This window comes from Candidatus Kurthia intestinigallinarum, from assembly GCF_003991225.1.
In the GTDB taxonomy this organism is placed as follows: domain Bacteria; phylum Bacillota; class Bacilli; order Bacillales_A; family Planococcaceae; genus Kurthia; species Kurthia populi.
Window position 1 is genome coordinate 59,112 of the sequence record NZ_JTFC01000033.1, and the last position, 16,497, is coordinate 75,608.

16 protein-coding genes are annotated in these 16,497 nt (G+C 37.4%); 12 read left to right on the forward strand and 4 right to left on the reverse strand.

Features of this window, described 5'->3' with window-relative positions; all coding sequences use genetic code 11:
• Window positions 1-77 precede the first annotated feature (77 nt).
• Together QI30_RS14030 and QI30_RS14035 are read right to left on the reverse strand one after the other, a co-directional pair.
• A complete protein-coding gene (locus QI30_RS14030; RefSeq protein WP_126991230.1) occupies window positions 78-1,247 on the reverse strand; it encodes a M20 metallopeptidase family protein in 1,170 nt (389 codons plus the stop codon).
• 59 nt (window positions 1,248-1,306) lie between these two features.
• Entirely contained in the window at window positions 1,307-1,852 is a 546-nt protein-coding gene (locus QI30_RS14035; protein WP_126991231.1) for an antibiotic biosynthesis monooxygenase family protein, read from the reverse strand.
• A 217-nt stretch (window positions 1,853-2,069) separates the two neighbouring features.
• Here QI30_RS14035 and hemE point away from each other — a divergent pair, with 217 nt between their 5' ends.
• The 6 genes from hemE (at window position 2,070) to QI30_RS14065 (ending at window position 8,623) form a co-directional block, all read left to right on the forward strand.
• On the forward strand, window positions 2,070-3,116 hold the full coding sequence (gene hemE, locus QI30_RS14040) for a uroporphyrinogen decarboxylase (RefSeq protein ID WP_126991232.1): 1,047 nt from the start codon (window positions 2,070-2,072) through the stop codon (window positions 3,114-3,116).
• Between the two features lie 20 nt (window positions 3,117-3,136).
• Complete coding sequence (hemH, locus tag QI30_RS14045; protein ID WP_126991233.1) at window positions 3,137-4,069, forward strand: ferrochelatase; 933 nt, start codon at window positions 3,137-3,139, stop codon at window positions 4,067-4,069.
• Between the two features lie 11 nt (window positions 4,070-4,080).
• Entirely contained in the window at window positions 4,081-5,502 is a 1,422-nt protein-coding gene (hemG, locus tag QI30_RS14050; RefSeq protein ID WP_233600600.1) for a protoporphyrinogen oxidase, read from the forward strand.
• 98 nt (window positions 5,503-5,600) lie between these two features.
• Window positions 5,601-6,551 carry a YncE family protein gene (locus QI30_RS14055; RefSeq protein WP_233600601.1) on the forward strand — a complete coding sequence of 317 codons (951 nt, stop codon included), beginning with the start codon at window positions 5,601-5,603 and terminating at the stop codon, window positions 6,549-6,551.
• Entirely contained in the window at window positions 6,552-7,229 is a 678-nt protein-coding gene (locus QI30_RS14060; RefSeq protein WP_126991235.1) for a response regulator transcription factor, read from the forward strand.
• On the forward strand, window positions 7,229-8,623 hold the full coding sequence (locus QI30_RS14065; protein WP_126991236.1) for a sensor histidine kinase: 1,395 nt from the start codon (window positions 7,229-7,231) through the stop codon (window positions 8,621-8,623). Before QI30_RS14060 ends, QI30_RS14065 begins: the two co-directional genes overlap by 1 nt.
• Before the next feature lie 246 nt (window positions 8,624-8,869).
• On the opposite strand, the gene yhfH is transcribed toward QI30_RS14065, so the two are convergent.
• Window positions 8,870-8,995: a protein YhfH gene (gene yhfH / locus QI30_RS14070; protein WP_081715080.1), complete on the reverse strand. Its 126-nt coding sequence runs from the start codon at window positions 8,993-8,995 to the stop codon at window positions 8,870-8,872.
• Between the two features lie 137 nt (window positions 8,996-9,132).
• Here yhfH and QI30_RS14075 point away from each other — a divergent pair, with 137 nt between their 5' ends.
• The 6 genes from QI30_RS14075 (at window position 9,133) to QI30_RS14100 (ending at window position 16,016) form a co-directional block, all read left to right on the forward strand.
• A complete protein-coding gene (locus tag QI30_RS14075) occupies window positions 9,133-10,125 on the forward strand; it encodes a lipoate--protein ligase (protein ID WP_126991237.1) in 993 nt (330 codons plus the stop codon).
• 21 nt (window positions 10,126-10,146) lie between these two features.
• Window positions 10,147-10,851 carry a response regulator transcription factor gene (locus tag QI30_RS14080; RefSeq protein WP_126991238.1) on the forward strand — a complete coding sequence of 235 codons (705 nt, stop codon included), beginning with the start codon at window positions 10,147-10,149 and terminating at the stop codon, window positions 10,849-10,851.
• A gap of 2 nt (window positions 10,852-10,853) precedes the next feature.
• Window positions 10,854-11,843, forward strand: a complete 990-nt coding sequence (locus QI30_RS14085) for a sensor histidine kinase (protein ID WP_126991239.1) — start codon at window positions 10,854-10,856, stop codon at window positions 11,841-11,843.
• A 15-nt stretch (window positions 11,844-11,858) separates the two neighbouring features.
• A complete protein-coding gene (locus QI30_RS14090) occupies window positions 11,859-12,632 on the forward strand; it encodes an ABC transporter ATP-binding protein (protein WP_126991240.1) in 774 nt (257 codons plus the stop codon).
• Window positions 12,598-14,535 carry an FtsX-like permease family protein gene (locus QI30_RS14095; protein ID WP_233600602.1) on the forward strand — a complete coding sequence of 646 codons (1,938 nt, stop codon included), beginning with the start codon at window positions 12,598-12,600 and terminating at the stop codon, window positions 14,533-14,535. The genes QI30_RS14090 and QI30_RS14095 overlap by 35 nt, the downstream gene beginning before the upstream one ends.
• 71 nt (window positions 14,536-14,606) lie before the next feature.
• On the forward strand, window positions 14,607-16,016 hold the full coding sequence (locus QI30_RS14100) for a long-chain-fatty-acid--CoA ligase (RefSeq protein WP_126991297.1): 1,410 nt from the start codon (window positions 14,607-14,609) through the stop codon (window positions 16,014-16,016).
• Window positions 16,017-16,152: 136 nt separating this feature from the next.
• Here the strand turns inward: QI30_RS14100 and QI30_RS14105 are convergent, their stop codons facing one another.
• On the reverse strand, window positions 16,153-16,437 hold the full coding sequence (locus tag QI30_RS14105; protein WP_126991242.1) for a DUF4293 family protein: 285 nt from the start codon (window positions 16,435-16,437) through the stop codon (window positions 16,153-16,155).
• Window positions 16,438-16,497: the final 60 nt, after the last annotated feature.

The window sequence follows — 16,497 nt, forward strand, 5'->3', positions numbered from 1 at the left end:
GAAAAGAAGGAATCGCGTCAATTTGACGTGGTTCCTTCTTTTTATTGTGAACCTATTGAAATCGAGGTTTTCTTTTATTATGTTTCTTGATATTTCAATACAGCGCCAAGCATTGTTTGTGCGCCTACAATCATTGCTTCTTCATCAAAATCAAATTTACCGTGATGATGTGGGTAAGCAATACCACTTTTTGGCTTTGCACCAGTCAAGAAAAAGACGCCAGGAACTTGCTCTAGATAATATGCAAAGTCTTCGCCGACCATCAACGGCTGAATAAAATGGCTATCGATAACAGCAGGCACTGAGTAAGCAAAATCATGTAAGAATTGTGCGCAGCGATCATCATTAATAACCGGTGGATACCCATCAATAATATTAAGTTCATAGGAAGCACCGGCACTCAGACAAATACCTTGCAAAATACGCGTCATTTCGTCGTAAACTTCTTTTTTGGTTTCATCATCAAATACGCGTACAGTGCCTTTTAAAATGGCTTTTTCTGCAATGATATTATAGGTCTCGCCAGCTTCTATTGCACCGACTGAAAGAACTGCTGGAGATAATGGATTAAGTCGTCTAGAAACGATTTGCTGAAGCTGTTGAATAACCGTAGCGGTCAACGCAATAGCATCAACTGAAGTTTGTGGTGCACCACCATGGCCGCCCTTACCGATTAATGTAATTTTAAAGTTGGAGGCGGCTGCCATAAGTGGACCTTGTGTTGTATAAATATGACCGCTTTCAAAAAGTGACCAGAGATGTGTTCCAAATATAGCATCCACACCATTTAAACAACCTGCTTTAATCATGTCGATAGCACCACCTGGCGGATGTTCTTCTGCGGGCTGGTGAATTAGAACATAGTTACCACTAATCGTTTTTTCATGACGCTTTAAAATACGTGCAATCGTAAGAAGCATTGCAGTGTGCCCATCATGGCCACAAGAATGGCTAACATTGTCTGTTTGGGAACGGTATGGAACCTCTTTTTGGTCATGAATAGGTAGTGCATCAAAATCTGCACGAAGCGCAATTGTTTTACCTGGGTTTGCGCCATTAATTCGTGCAACGATACCATAGCCTCCACCAAAGTTTGATTCGTAGTGGACACCCATGGCATCATATTGTGCGGTAATAAAAGCAGCGGTCTTTGTTTCTTTAAACGACAGTTCGGGGTGCATATGTAAAAAACGTCGTGTTTGGCGCATTTCTTCAAAAGCATCTGAAATTTCTCGATAAAAATCCATAAAATCCCCACTTTCTTTTTGTATATTGAAAAAGCCGACCATATTGGCCAGCTTATTTATTAACGGCGTTCGTCATCCTCATCGGGGAAGTCAACATCGTCAAGATTTGTTGTATACGTTTTTGTAAAGAGTGTTGGTTCAAATGCCTGACTGTTCATATTAATTGTGCCAATTTCCTGATAACTAGCGATGGCATCCTTATAATCATCTGTTAACTTCCATGCTTCAAATGACCCGGCACCTGTCCATTCTGTTAAAACAGCGTAATCTGTATCATTTAAAGGACGTAATAAACGGAATGCAACGAAGCCAGGTTCTTTACCGATGCCATGTTGGCGCTGTTTAAAACGATCTTCAAATACTTGATGTTGTTCTTGCATAATAGATACGTAGATTACTGCAAAAAAGCCGTGTTCTTCAAGCTGACCTTCTGACGCGACAACCTCATATTTTTTTGGTGCTGCGAACTTTGTTTTTTTATCGGTTTCATGAAGCAAAATTGAATTGATTTCATTATGTGCTAAAATCATTTGTTCTTTTTTATACTTTTCTTTAAGCGTTTGCATGAAATCGGCTGTACCAATTGCAATATATAAATTTGTCATGGTTATACCCCTTTATTTAATAGTGTATTTATTATATTACCTTATAACAGAGAGGTGAAACGAAACCGACAAAATTCTGTCACGTTTTAAGAAATTTATATGACAAATTGAGCCGAAAACTATACATCGCGGCATTGAAAGATTATAGTGAACAATGGATACAAACGTCGGATTTTTTATGTAAAATTAGAAATGAGAGAAGGGAAGAAATACAGATATGACAGTTTTTAATGATACTTTATTACGTGCATCTCGTGGTGAGAGCACGGAGCATACCCCTGTTTGGTATATGCGCCAAGCCGGTCGTTCACAACCAGAATACCGCAAAATTAAAGAGAAATACTCACTTGAGGAAATTACACATCAACCTGAACTTTGTGCGTATGTCACACATTTACCCGTACAAAACTACAATGTTGATGCGGCAATTTTATACAAAGACATCGTAACGCCTCTTCCTGGAATGGGCGTTGATGTGAAAATTCAAGCTGGTGTGGGTCCTGTTATTTCAAATCCAATTCGCTCAGCGAAGGATATTGATAATTTACGTGAGTTTCATCCAGAAGAGCATGTGCCCTTCGTATTAGATACGATTAAACTTTTAACAGAAGAACAATTAAATGTACCGTTAATCGGTTTCGCAGGTGCACCATTTACGCTTGCTAGTTATATGATTGAAGGCGGTCCATCAAAGAACTATGCGAAAACAAAATCATTTATGGTATCTGAGCCACAAGCATGGTTTAAACTAATGGATAAATTAGGAGATATGATTGTTACAGACTTGAAAGCACAAATTAAAGCTGGTGCAAAAGCATTCCAAATTTTTGATTCATGGGCAGGCGCATTAAGCCATGAAGATTATGTAATTTTTATTAAGCCTGTTATGACACGAATCTTTAATGAATTAAAAGATGAAGGCGTACCAATGATTATGTTCGGGGTTGGCACAAGCCACCTCGTACTTGATTGGCAGGAGCTACCGCTTGATGTGGTTGGATTAGATTGGCGTTTACCAATTAAGCAAGCACGTCAAATGGGAATCACAAAGCCAGTGCAAGGAAACTTAGATCCAACGCTTCTATTAGCAGATTGGAATGTTCTTGAAGCGCGTACCAAAGTAATTATCGACCAAGGATTAGAAACGCCTGGGCATATTTTCAACTTAGGTCACGGTGTATTCCCATCTGTTGATCCAGATGTATTAAAACGTTTAACAACATTAATCCATGACTATAGCCGCGAACAAATCGCGAAAAAATAATTTTTGAGGTGACAACAATAATGAAAAAGCAAATTGGTTTATTAGTGATGGCATACGGCACACCACAAAAAGACGAAGATTTAATTCCATACTACACACATATTCGTCACGGACACCGTCCAACAGACGCACAAATCGAAGACTTACGTAGTCGCTACCAGGCAATCGGTGGTATTTCACCACTTGCAGCAACGACAGAAAAACAAGCAGCTGCATTAGGTGCTCGTTTAAATGAAGTACAAGATGAAGTGGAATATAAAGTGTATATCGGTTTAAAACATATTGCACCATTTATTGAAGATGCAGTTGAACAAATGATTAATGATGGTATAACCGAAGCTGTTGGTATCGTATTAGCACCACACTTTTCATTATTCTCAACTAAAGCGTATCACACACGTGCAATCGAAAAAGCTCAAACATTAGATGCAAACTTCAAATTTAAAGGCATCGATAGCTGGTATAAGGAAGAAAAATTCTTACAATACTGGACTGAAAAAATTAATGCTGAATTTGATGGAATGTCAGATGAAGAACGTGAAACAGCTTGTTTAGTTGTTTGTGCGCATTCTCTTCCAGAAAAAATTATCGCAATGGGTGACCCATATGCAGATCAACTATTCGAAACAAAAGATTTACTACAACAACGTACAGGTTTGAAAAATGTTGCATTTGGATGGCAATCAGCTGGACAAACAAAAGATCCTTGGTTAGGCCCAGATGTACAAGATTTAACACGTGACTTATACAATGATAAAGGGTACCGTTCATTCACCTATGTACCAGTTGGTTTTGTTGCAGAACATTTAGAAGTACTTTATGACAATGACTATGAATGTAAGACAGTATGTGAAGAATTAGGTGCGAACTATCACCGTCCAGCAATGCCAAATGACAATGCTTTATTCATTGATGCTATGGCAGATGCCGTTCAGAAAGCGTTCGCGAAATAGGATAGAAAGTGATGATACATGTGACTGACAATACGCGAAGGGTAGCCATAATCGGTGGCGGAATCACCGGTTTATCGGCAGCGTTCTATTTGCAGGAACAGGCGAAATTACATCACTATCCATTAGAAATCGTATTATTAGAAGGTTCTCATCGTTTAGGTGGGAAACTTCAAACGCTACGCAAGGATGGTTTTATAATTGAACGCGGGCCAGATTCTTTTATTGACCGCAACCATACTGTTTTAGATTTAGCGACAAAATTAGGGATTGATCATGACCTAGTACAAACAGCGAATGCAAAAACATATATTGCGGTGAACAACAAAGAACTGCAGCCAGTCCCAAAGAACACTATTCTAGGGATTCCAACACAAATCAAACCATTTATGGCATCGAACTTGGTGTCGTGGAGCGGAAAAGTACGAGCTACAGCAGATTGGATTCTACCACCGAGCAGGATTGATGGGGATCAATCTCTCGGGAAATTTATGCGCCGACGTTTTGGCGAAGAATTTGTACAAAACTTAATAGAGCCTTTTCTATCGGGTGTGTTTTCTGGCGACATCGACGAGCTAAGCCTTCAAGCGACATTACCAACCTTGCTACAATATGAGCAGGAAACGGGAAGTGTCATGCGAGGAATGCGCCGTGAGTTAACATCAATGGATCCACGTACATTTACAGAGGAGCATAATGCTTTTTCTGTGCAAACATTTACAAATGGAATGGATATTATCGTTGATGCTCTTGCAGATGCATTTAATGGTCAGCTAATGAAGGGTGTACGTGTGCAATCAATTAAGAAATCAAACGACCGTGTTTGTTTAGCGCTCAATAATAAATCAAAGCTGTTAGTAGATGGGGTCGTTATTGCGACGCCTCACCAGGCAGCACAAAAACTTTTTAGCGAGCAACAATTATTACAAGATTTAAAAAATATTCCATCCAATACAGTAGCTTCTGTTTCGATGATTTTTAAAGACGAGACGTTACCAGAGTTTGATGGTACTGATGTTTATATGTCACGTAATAGCGATTATTCGTTAACATCCGTTACAAATGAAACGATGAAATTCCCGCATATTGCGCCAAAAGGATATACATTACTGAATTGTTATATCGGTCGCACGGGTGATGCTGCCATTGTTGAATTATCGGATAGCGAAATTGAAAAAACAGTTATTGAGGATTTGAAGCAATTGTCTGGTGTAACAGAGCAGCCAGTTGAAACGGTTGTATCGAGATGGAAAGATTCTATGCCACAATATACAATCGGCCACATTGACCGAATTAAGCATGCGAAAAAAGAACTCTATGAGGCGTTTCCAACTGTTCGCCTTGCGGGTAATTCTTATGAAGGCATTTCCTTGCCAAAGTGCATTGAGCAAGGAATGAAGAATGCAGAAGAATTATTAGATGAGTTATTTAAATAAATGATAGAAAGAGGCAAGCTTAGGCGAGCCTCTTTTATTTTTCTCTAATAGTTCACAGACATTTCACAACGATTCGTTACAATAAAGGAAAAGGAGGAATGATTGTGCGGTTTAAATTACTTGGAATAATGTTTCTTAGCAGTTTGCTTGTGGCGTGCAATCATTCTGCATATTCAGAGATTGATACACAAACAGATTTTATTGCATCAGTGAATATTCAAGAGCCCTCGATTGATTTTATTGATTCAAAGGGTAAGCAGCTTGCGGTATGGCCACTTGCAGAAGCTTATAGTGGCGCGACATTGATTGGCGATGACCGAATTTTATTATATGGTCATGACCTAGAACATGCTGATATTTTTCAATTAAGTACAGGGAAAAGAGTAACTGAAATAGAAACAGGTGAAGGGACTACAAATGCGCTTTATGATGAGCAGACGAAGCTTGTTTATTTAGCGAATAGCTGGGCTAATACAGTATCCGCATATGATGAAAACGGTCAAGAGCGTTCAACGCAAAAGGTAGGAAAGTATCCGATGTCGATGATACGGTATAACCATCAATTATTTGTCGTGAATTTTAAAGATACAATGTTGAGTGTATTAGACGCAAAAACACTTCAAAAACAGCATGAATGGAAAATTCCAGCGTCATCTAATGGTCTAGTAGTTGTTAATAATGAATTATGGATTGGTGGACATGGTTCAGGCAGTACACCAAATGACAATGTAGTAAGACTTAATATTAAAACAGGTGATATGCTAAAAAAAGTGAAGCTACCAATGATGCCGATTGCTTTCTTAAAGGATAATAATGCGATTTATGTATTGAGTCATGGCGAGAATGTGCTGCATAAGCTAGATACAGACGGTAAAGAGATTTCAAGTAAGGAAGTTGGCGCAAATCCATTTACACTTGCAAGCTTTTCAGGACATATTATTGTGGCAGGGTATGATGATCATAAAATTTATTGGACAAATGGGACAGAAGTAGAGCGTAGCCAAACAGTTGGTACTGGACCATTTCAATTGTTAGTGAGGGAAAAGTAGATGACGACGATTTTAATTGTAGACGATGAACAACCAATGCGAGAGCTTGTACGCATTATGCTACAGAAAGATCGCCTAAAAACATACGAGGCATCAAATGGTCAAGAAGCGCTTGATTTATTGGCACAATTAGATATCGATCTTGTGCTACTTGATGTGATGATGCCTGGAAAAGATGGTTTTGAGGTGTGTGCAGAGATTCGGGAGATATCGAATGTACCCGTTATTTTTTTAACAGCAAAAGATGCAAATGAGGATAAAGTTCATGGCTTGCGTCTTGGTGGAGATGACTATATTGTCAAACCGTTTAGCGGAGAAGAATTAGTAGCACGTATCGAAGCGGTATTACGTCGTGCAGGCGCTATACACCAGACCTCATCGAATATACATTATGAAAAACTTATACTTGATGAAATTGCGCGTAAAGTAACCTATGATGGGAAGCGCGTGTCGCTTACGATGAAAGAGTTTGATTTGCTACATTTATTTATGAAACATCCGAATATCGTTTATACACGTGAACAATTATTAACACAAATATGGTCGCATGATTATGAAGGTGGTACACGTACAGTTGATACACATATCAAAACATTACGCTTAAAATTAGGAAAGATTGCAAGTAGATATATTCAAACTGTTTGGGGAATAGGCTATCGCTTTGGATGTGACCAATAATGAAAAAGCTATCGACAAAAATTTGGCTGTTAGTCGTTTCTTTTTTAGTATTTACAGTACTTTTCATGTACGCCTTAACTAATTTTTTATATGAGCGTTTGTACGTGCAAGATACAAAGCAATCTATGATTGAAGTCGGCACCAAACTTACAGGCATGTATGAAGGTGGTAAAGTAAAAGATGATTTTGTGGAAGCAGTTGACCGCTATAATATGTATTCAAATATAAATGTTTTTGCAGTACGAAATCCACGTGAGCTAAGTGCTTGTGTGCCGTTTGATATAGAATACGATACACTCATTGGACCGGAAGAAAGGCAGCAATTATTGCAAGGGAATACAGTGACGAAGCAAGGTTATGAGAAACGCTTTGATCGACAATTAATTTCAGTTGTTGTGCCACTTGTTGATAATGAACGACTAGAAGGAATTTTATATTTATATTTTCCGCTCGAAAAGATTACAGAACTAGCCTCAAAAGATATTACACTCATTATAATTGCAGCATTGCTTTTCTTAGCCTTTATGACCTTTATTACAATAAAAGGTATTGGAGTTATTATGAAGCCGCTTAAACGCTTGCAAAAGGCGTCACATGATATGGCTCATGGTGATTACACAACACGTGTAAAAGTGACATCGAAGGATGAGATTGGTCAGTTATCACAGACGTTTAATGAAATGGCTACCTCTATTCAAAAAAGTGATGAGCAACAAAAAGAATTTTTGGCAAATGTCTCACATGAGCTTAGGACACCAATTAGCTATATTAAAGGCTATAGTGAAGCACTAGCGAACGGACTTATTCCGAAAGAAGATTGTGATGAAAAACTGGGGTTAATAGCGAGAGAAGCGGAACGTATGGAAAAACTAACAACAGAATTATTACAATTGTCTCGTGCAGAGCAAATTGAAAAAATCGAACTGATGCCACTTGTATTGGCCGAGTCGTTACGCGAGGCGACAGCGTTAGCAGAGCAGCGAGCGCAGGTTAAGCAAATGAGGCTCGTTGTAGAGGCTGATGAAGAACTAATTGTTGAAGCGGATGAAGAAAAGTTGAAACAAATCGTTGTTAATTTGATTGAAAATGCGATTCGCTACTCAGATGCTGGAACAACTGTATTTGTTTCTGCTTGTAGAGAAGGAAAGACGGCGAAGTTACAAGTAAAAGATTATGGAATAGGGATACCAGCAAAAGATTTACCACATGTTTCAGAGCGATTTTATCGTGTGAATAAGGCGCGAAGTCGTAGTGATGGCGGCAGTGGTCTTGGCCTTTCGATTGTTGATCAATTAATAAAAGTGCATCATGGATCATGGAAAATCGACAGTATAGTTGGCAAAGGGACAACAGTGACATTATATTTGCCACTATATGCGTTTGAAGACATGTAAAGAACTGTGCTACTACAGTTCTTTTTTTATACGTCTTAATTAATAGTAAAGAACAGTAGAGTTAGCAGTGAAAAAAGCATAAAACTGTATTACTACGAAAAAAAGAGGACACGTTGGGGGCGTGTCCTCTTTTCGTTAAGCGATTTAATTATAGATTCATAAAGTATTTAAACGACAAATTTATGAATGAGAGTATTAATAGCCATTGGGGTAGCGATTAATACAGTAATAGTCAGTGATTAAGGTTTATAGAGAATTGCATTTTTCGCAAGTGTTAGAGTAGCACTCACTTTGTTCCTCAATTTTTTCACCGCATTCTGCACAATTCTTAGCTGGTAAGTTTTTGAAAAATTCTACTACGTTTTCTAACATATTCATTCTCCTCCTTCAATCTGTTATATTACTGATTTGTTGTTACCTATTGTATTATAACAGAAGATTAAAAGTCAATACAAAAAATCAAATTTAAGTTAAAATATTTATAGAACGAAAAAGGGAGGATTTATTCCATGTTATTCATTGATAATAAGGGCATTCATGACCCACGTATTAACTTAGCAATTGAGGAGTATGCATTAAATAATTTAAATGTTGATGAGGGATTATTACTTTTCTATATTAACCAGCCATCAATCATCATTGGTCGTAATCAAAATACAGTTGAGGAAATCAATACAGACTATGTAGATGAAAAAGAAATTATTGTTGTGCGTCGCTTATCAGGCGGCGGTGCAGTTTATCACGATTTAGGAAATTTAAACTTTAGCTTTTTAACAGTTGACGACGGTGACAACTTCCAAAACTTTAAAAAATTCACGCAACCTGTAGTAGATGCACTTAAAAATATGGGCATTGATTCAGAGCTTTCTGGTCGTAATGATATTTTAGCAAATGGTCGTAAAATTTCAGGTAATGCAATGTTTTCAAAAAACGGTCGTATGTTTAGCCATGGCACATTAATGTTTGATGCAAATATTGACGAAGTCGTAAATGCGCTACGTCCGAAAAAAGAAAAGATTGAGTCAAAAGGGATTAAATCTGTACGTTCACGTGTAACGAATGTGATAGAAATGTTAGAAGATAAATCGATGACAGTTGAAGATTTCCGATTAGAAATTTTAAAATCAATTTTCGGTGGCTTAGATAATGTAAAATACTATGATTTAACAGATGAAGACTGGGCTGCAATCCATAAAATTTCAGAAGAACGTTATCAAAAATGGGAATGGAATTACGGTAAATCACCAAAATTCAACATTCAACGTTCGAAAAAATTTGCATCGGGCTTTATCGATTTACGCTTAACTGTGAACAAAGGTATTATGCAAGACGTCCATATCTTTGGGGACTTTTTCGGGATTGGCGATATGAAGGACATTGAAGAGGCGTTAGTAGGAAAACGTTATGAAAAAGAGTCAATTATTGAGGCTTTAAAAGAAATCGATGTACCGCGCTATTTTGGGGGCACATCATTAGAAGATTTTGTTGAATTAATGTATTAACAGAAATGGAGGGGAGAATCGATGAATACCCACCGGATTTTAATCGTAGAAGACGATATGAAAATCGCAAATATGCTTGCAGATACACTTCGCAAGTACCACTACGAAGTGAAAACAGTGGAAATGTTCGATCAGATTATTGAAGAATTTAAAGCGTTCGACCCTCATCTCGTACTGCTTGATATAAACTTGCCATCTTATGATGGGTTTTATTGGTGTCGTCAACTACGTCAGTTTACGACGGTACCAATTATTTATATTTCAGCTCGTTCAGGCGAGATGGATCAAATTTTTGCGCTTGAGAATGGTGGCGATGATTTCATTACAAAACCATTCCATTACGAAATTGTTCTAGCAAAAATTAAAAGCCAATTACGCCGTACATATGGCGAATATGCGGCAAAGCAAGAAGAACGCACGATTAAGTTAGGACAGTTAACGCTTTATTTAGAACGCATGGAACTGCATACGAAAACAGATCAACTAGCATTACAAAAGAAGGAAAGTGTTATTTTGGAGCTATTGATGGGGGAATCTCCAAAAGTAGTCTCACGTGAACGTTTACTTGAAGAGCTGTGGGATGACCAAGCTTTTGTAGATGAAAATACGTTAAATGTGAACATGACACGCGTGCGTAAAAAGCTAGCAGATTACAATGTACTATCAACCATTGAAACGGTACGAGGTGCAGGCTATCGTTTCGTACTGAATAGTCAGGAAGTGTAGCGATGCAATTAGTGTGGCTGTTCTTACGCGAACATGTATCGATTATTATATTTGAAATCTTTCTAGTAGGTTTTATTTTAGTTTTATATTGGCTAGATGGTTTCCGTGATATGAATACAGCAATTTATTCGATTTTAATTACATTGATGCTAACAAGTACGTTTTTAGCGGCTCGTTATATTATTCGTAAACGCTATTATGAAAAGATTCTACAAGTGCCTAACACAATGGAAGATGCGCTACAATCAACCGGTAAAACAGCTGAGCAAATTCAGAGTGAAGAATATGTGCATGAATTGTATCGTATTTATCAGCTTGAAGCGCAGGAATTGTATGCAGCGCAAAATCGTCATCTTCAGTTTATGAATCAATGGGTGCATCAAATGAAGACGCCGCTTGCCGTATTAGAGTTGATGTTACAAGATCCAGATGAGCTTGATAAAAAAGGTGTACAAGAAGAAGTAGAACGCTTAAAGCATGGGCTTGAAATGGTACTTATGAATGCGCGTCTTGATACATTTGAAGAAGATATGCATATTGAAAAGGTTGATCTGAAACATCTTGTCATGGAAGTCGTCAATCAAAACAAACGTTTATTTATTACGAATCGAGTTTTTCCAAACGTCGAGATCGCGGAAGAAACGCTCGTCATGACGGATTCGAAATGGATGAAATTTATTATTGGCCAGTTTATTACGAATGCTGTGAAGTATACATTTGAAGAAGGTAAGAAAGTGTATATTACAACAGAAGTATCCGCGAATGAAGTGAAATTGCATGTGCGTGACGAAGGAATAGGTATTCCGTCCACCGATTTAAAACGTGTAAAAAAAGCGTTCTTTACGGGTGAAAATGGTCGTAAATCTGGTGAATCAACAGGTATGGGGCTGTATTTAGCAGACGAAATTTGTCATAAGTTAGGCCATACATTAACGATTGATTCAGTAGTCGATGCGGGTACAACGGTAACGGTGACATTCAATTTGTCATAAGTGGAGGGATTTTTAATGGCGATTTTAGAAATTAATGATGTGACAAAAGTATATGAGGGCAAAGTAACGCATCGTGCGATTAATCAGCTAAGTTTTGAAGTAGAAAAAGGTGAATTTATCGCTGTCATGGGGCCATCTGGTAGTGGTAAAACAACTCTTTTAAATATGATTTCAACAGTTGATCGACCAACTGCGGGGGAGATTTTAGTCAATGGTGTTAATCCGCACACATTGAAAAAGAATGAATTGGCTTTTTTTCGTCGTCGAGAATTAGGCTTTATTTTTCAAGATTTCAATTTACTCCAAACATTGAATGTTGAAGAGAATATGGTGTTGCCATTAACGCTTGATAATATGAATGTAAAAGAGATGCAAGCTCGCGTAGCAGAGCTTGCACATCATTTAGGGATGGATGATATTTTACATCGCCTTCCTAATGAGGTTTCAGGAGGTCAGGCGCAAAAAACAGCGATTGGACGTGCACTTATTCATAAACCGACGCTTATTTTAGCAGATGAACCTACAGGTAATTTGGATTCAAATTCATCGAAGGATGTGCTTGAGTTACTTGGGAAAATTAATAAACGAGATAATACAACCATCGTTATGGTGACACATGACCCGATTGCAGCTAGTTACTGTGACCGTGTGTTATTCATTAAGGATGGCGAATATTTCAATGAAATTTACCGTGAAGACCATCGTCAAACCTTTTTCCAACGCATTTTAAATGTGTTGAGCCTATTAGGAGGTCATGTCGGTGAGTTTTCGTCAGTTCGCTTATCGTAATGTTGTAAGAAATCATCGTATTTATGCAGCCTTTTTCTTAGCTAGTGTATCATCGGTGATGGTGTTTTTTATTTATTCGATGTTGATGTATCATCCTAAGGTTGAAAATGAGTTTATGATTGATATTGCATTTCGTGGTATGTACTTTGCACAAATCATTTTAGTGTTGTTTATGCTTTTTTTCCTTTTTTATTCGATGCGTGCTTTTTTAGAAGCGCGTTCGAAAGAATTTGGGGTTTTAATGCAACTTGGGATGGAGAAGCAGCAACTCAATAAACTAGTAACGCTTGAAACGATGCTAATTGGTTTTGCATCGATTATTGTGGGGATTTTATTTGGCTTTGCTTTTTCAAAATTTTTCTTTATGGTCATTCGTGAAATTTTACAGATTTCCGCATTGCCAATTTATTTCTCATGGAAACCATTTATGCTAACGATTTTGACATTTGCAACGCTCTTTATTGTAGTGTCACATTTAAGTGTTCTAACAATTAAAGACCAAGAGTTAATTTACTTATTACGTGGAACAGATAAAAATATTCAACCACAGCCTTATTCGAAAATGGGTGCTATTACAGGATTTTTATTACTTGGCTTAACCTATTATATTATGTTGAATGTAGATAAAAGTAATTTGCTGTTTTTAGCGCTCGTTGTGCCACCGATTATGATGATTGGGACGTATTTCTTCTTTAGTGATGCGGTGTTATTTATAATTGATTTGTTAAGGAAGTCTAAGAAAATTTATTGGCGTAAATATCGCTTACTTGCTTGGTCAGAGTATGCAAAAATGTTAAAAGCAAATTCTCGTATGTTTTTTATTTCGTCGATTGTATCAACGTTATCATTTTTAGCGATAGGTACATTGAGTTCGATGTCGGCATTTACACATCAATATCATCAAATTAATCCAATTAGTATGATTTATATTAGTAAACTTGATAATCCGTATGAATATCAGCATTTGATGAGTTTAGAAGATGAGTTAAATGATCGCAATTTAGATTATCAACTATCGATGCTCGAAGTGAAACCACAGACGTCTTCAAAAACGGGCAAGGCAATTCAAGTTGTTAGTGAGGAACAATTTAATCAGTTAGCAAAAGCATTAGATGAACCCACCATCGATTTGAAACGCGGTCATGCAATGTTTATTCCATATTCAGATGAAGCGTATAAAACATTGAATACATTAGATATAAAGACAACATTGGTTGAAAATGATGTGAATATTCGTATTCAAGGTGCGTATCCTGTCAGCTTCTTTTCAAAAGATCAATTGGGTGTTAATGCGATTGTTGTAGAGAGTAATGATTATGCGCGTCTTTATAATTTAAAAGAAGGCTATCATACAGGTAGTCGCATTGATAAAATCTTCGCATTCACTGTTAAGGATTGGACTGCTACACAATATGTTGGGCATGCACTCGATAATATTATGACAGAGGCATCGTTAACGAACAGCCAAGGAACAACGCCGTTTTATTATAAAAATAATGGGATTGATTACGAGATTCTACGCTCAACCTTTGCGCTCATTTTATTTATCGGTATTTTAGCTTCTGCAGTATTCTTCTTAGCAGCAGGTAGTTTTATTTACTTTAAATTATATGCAAACTTAGATCGTGACAAAGTTCAGTATACGACACTTCGACGAATGGGCGTAACAGATCGAGAAATACGTAAACTGGTAAACCGCCAACTTATTCCACAATTCTTTTTACCATGGGGTGTGGCAGTAGTTAACAGCAGTTTTGCTTTTATTGGCCTTCAAGTATTTTGGGAAGGTATTGCGGATTTATCGATTGCAAAAACGCTTATTATGGTAGTGGGAATTATGACTGGACTACAATTATTGTATTTCTATTTGATTCGTTGGCGTTATTTAGCGCATTTAAAATAATATAGAGGAATCGGCCTGTTTCGGGTACGATTCCTTTTTTGTATAATAAAGGGTAGAAGAGGTGACGCATGTTGAATTTACTACAGCGATTAGCAAGTCAGCAGCCAGATCGCGCTGCGCTCATATTTGAAGGGCAAACAGTGAATTACGAGGCTTTATGTGAGCGAGTTGAAGGGATTGCCGTTCATTTACGTACACAAGGTGTATCAAAAGGACACCATGTTGCATTAATCATGGATAACCATCGAGCATTTGTGGAAAGTCTATATGCTATTTGGGTAATTGGAGCAGTAGCGGTGCCTTTAAATCCAGACTATACAGCAGCGGAGCTATCGTACATTTTAGATAATGGAGACGTTAGGTATGCTATTGTTGCTTCAACGGATGGAATTGGTAAAGTACCATATACAACGATTGAGGAGATTAATCATGTAGAAGGATGTAAACCTACAAATTGGCATGTGACGGATACAGAAACTGCACTAATTTTATATACATCAGGCACAACAGGTAAGCCAAAGGGAGCTATGTTAAGTCATTTAAATCTATATAGTAATGCGCGAGATGTTGCACAGTTTTTCTTATATAAGACAACGGATATCGTTATTGTCGCATTACCGTTATTTCATGTGTTTGCATTAACTGTAGCTTTGAATGCGCCGTTATTTGTTGGAGCGAAGGTAATTATTTTACCACGGTTTAGTCCAACTACTGTACTCGATACAATTGAACGTGAACAAGTAACATTATTTGCAGGCGTTCCATTAATGTATAACTATATGGTACAAGCAGCTACGAAACGAGATTTAAGTAGTTTGCGTTTAGCTATTTCTGGAGGATCACCACTTCCACTTGCCATTCACGAAAAGTTTGCGAGTATCTTTAATATACAAATTTCAGAAGGGTATGGTTTATCAGAAGCTTCTCCTGTTACATGTTTTAATCCTGTAGGGCGCACTAAAATAGGTACAGTAGGGACGGCTATTCCAAATGTGTCGCTTAAAATTATAGATGAAGGATTAAGCGAAGTAGCAACAGGGCATATCGGCGAGCTTGCGGTAAGTGGACCAAATGTGATGGCAGGGTATTATAAAAATGCTGAAGCAACTACTGCGGCTTTTACAGGGCATTATCTACGAACAGGAGATCTAGCATTTATCGACTCAGAAGGGTATGTGACGATTATTGACCGAAAGAAAGATTTAATTTTGGTAGGTGGATACAATGTCTACCCAAAAGAAGTGGAAGAAGTCCTTTATCGTCATCCAGATATAACAGAGGTAGCAGTTGTCGGAAAACGTAGTAAGCAACTAGATGAGGAAGTTGTAGCGTTTGTTGTAAGTAATACGAAACTAGATGAAGAAGATTTAAAAGCATATTGTGCGAAACGTTTAGTACGCTATAAATGTCCAGTACGTATTCAACAAATTGAGATGTTACCTAAAAATAGTACAGGAAAAATTTTAAAATATGAATTATAAAAGAGATTGAGAAATACGTGTAAAAGCAACCTCTCCTATTGGCATAAGAAAAACCGGAATCGCGCTGCGGCGCGGTTCCGGTTTTTCGTTGCGAACGCTAAAAAAGGAACATGACGTATTTTGTCCCAGTGTCTTTTTATACTTTTCTTTTACGAAAGGCAAAGTATACAGCTAATATATTAATTGTAACAGCGATGATACCAAGTGAAAAAGTTACCTCATCACCTTTTAAATCAAATTCTTCAACAATAATACCCTCTGTGAAAAATAGTAATATGATGAATACTAAGTTACTAACCCCAAAGAATATTTGATAAAAGCGCGAGCGATATTTTGGAATAATCGCCAGTACAAGCATGATAAGTGATAGTGCTAAAATAAAATAAAATAATGGTTCGAATAATGTAAAAGTGTCTTGCACAACTTTACCCTCCTAGACAAAATAACCCACAGCGTAAACTCAGTCGTTCTTTTTGCGCTG

Bases quoted from the DNA above. Each gene is read 5' to 3' on its own strand.
- QI30_RS14030 (WP_126991230.1), bottom strand. From the start codon at position 1,247: ATGGATTTTTATCGAGAAATTTCAGATGCTTTTGAAGAAATGCGCCAA.
- QI30_RS14035 (WP_126991231.1), bottom strand. From the start codon at position 1,852: ATGACAAATTTATATATTGCAATTGGTACAGCCGATTTCATGCAAACG.
- hemE (WP_126991232.1), top strand. From the start codon at position 2,070: ATGACAGTTTTTAATGATACTTTATTACGTGCATCTCGTGGTGAGAGC.
- hemH (WP_126991233.1), top strand. From the start codon at position 3,137: ATGAAAAAGCAAATTGGTTTATTAGTGATGGCATACGGCACACCACAA.
- hemG (WP_233600600.1), top strand. From the start codon at position 4,081: ATGATACATGTGACTGACAATACGCGAAGGGTAGCCATAATCGGTGGC.
- QI30_RS14055 (WP_233600601.1), top strand. From the start codon at position 5,601: ATGATTGTGCGGTTTAAATTACTTGGAATAATGTTTCTTAGCAGTTTG.
- QI30_RS14060 (WP_126991235.1), top strand. From the start codon at position 6,552: ATGACGACGATTTTAATTGTAGACGATGAACAACCAATGCGAGAGCTT.
- QI30_RS14065 (WP_126991236.1), top strand. From the start codon at position 7,229: ATGAAAAAGCTATCGACAAAAATTTGGCTGTTAGTCGTTTCTTTTTTA.
- yhfH (WP_081715080.1), bottom strand. From the start codon at position 8,995: ATGTTAGAAAACGTAGTAGAATTTTTCAAAAACTTACCAGCTAAGAAT.
- QI30_RS14075 (WP_126991237.1), top strand. From the start codon at position 9,133: ATGTTATTCATTGATAATAAGGGCATTCATGACCCACGTATTAACTTA.
- QI30_RS14080 (WP_126991238.1), top strand. From the start codon at position 10,147: ATGAATACCCACCGGATTTTAATCGTAGAAGACGATATGAAAATCGCA.
- QI30_RS14085 (WP_126991239.1), top strand. From the start codon at position 10,854: ATGCAATTAGTGTGGCTGTTCTTACGCGAACATGTATCGATTATTATA.
- QI30_RS14090 (WP_126991240.1), top strand. From the start codon at position 11,859: ATGGCGATTTTAGAAATTAATGATGTGACAAAAGTATATGAGGGCAAA.
- QI30_RS14095 (WP_233600602.1), top strand. From the start codon at position 12,598: ATGTCGGTGAGTTTTCGTCAGTTCGCTTATCGTAATGTTGTAAGAAAT.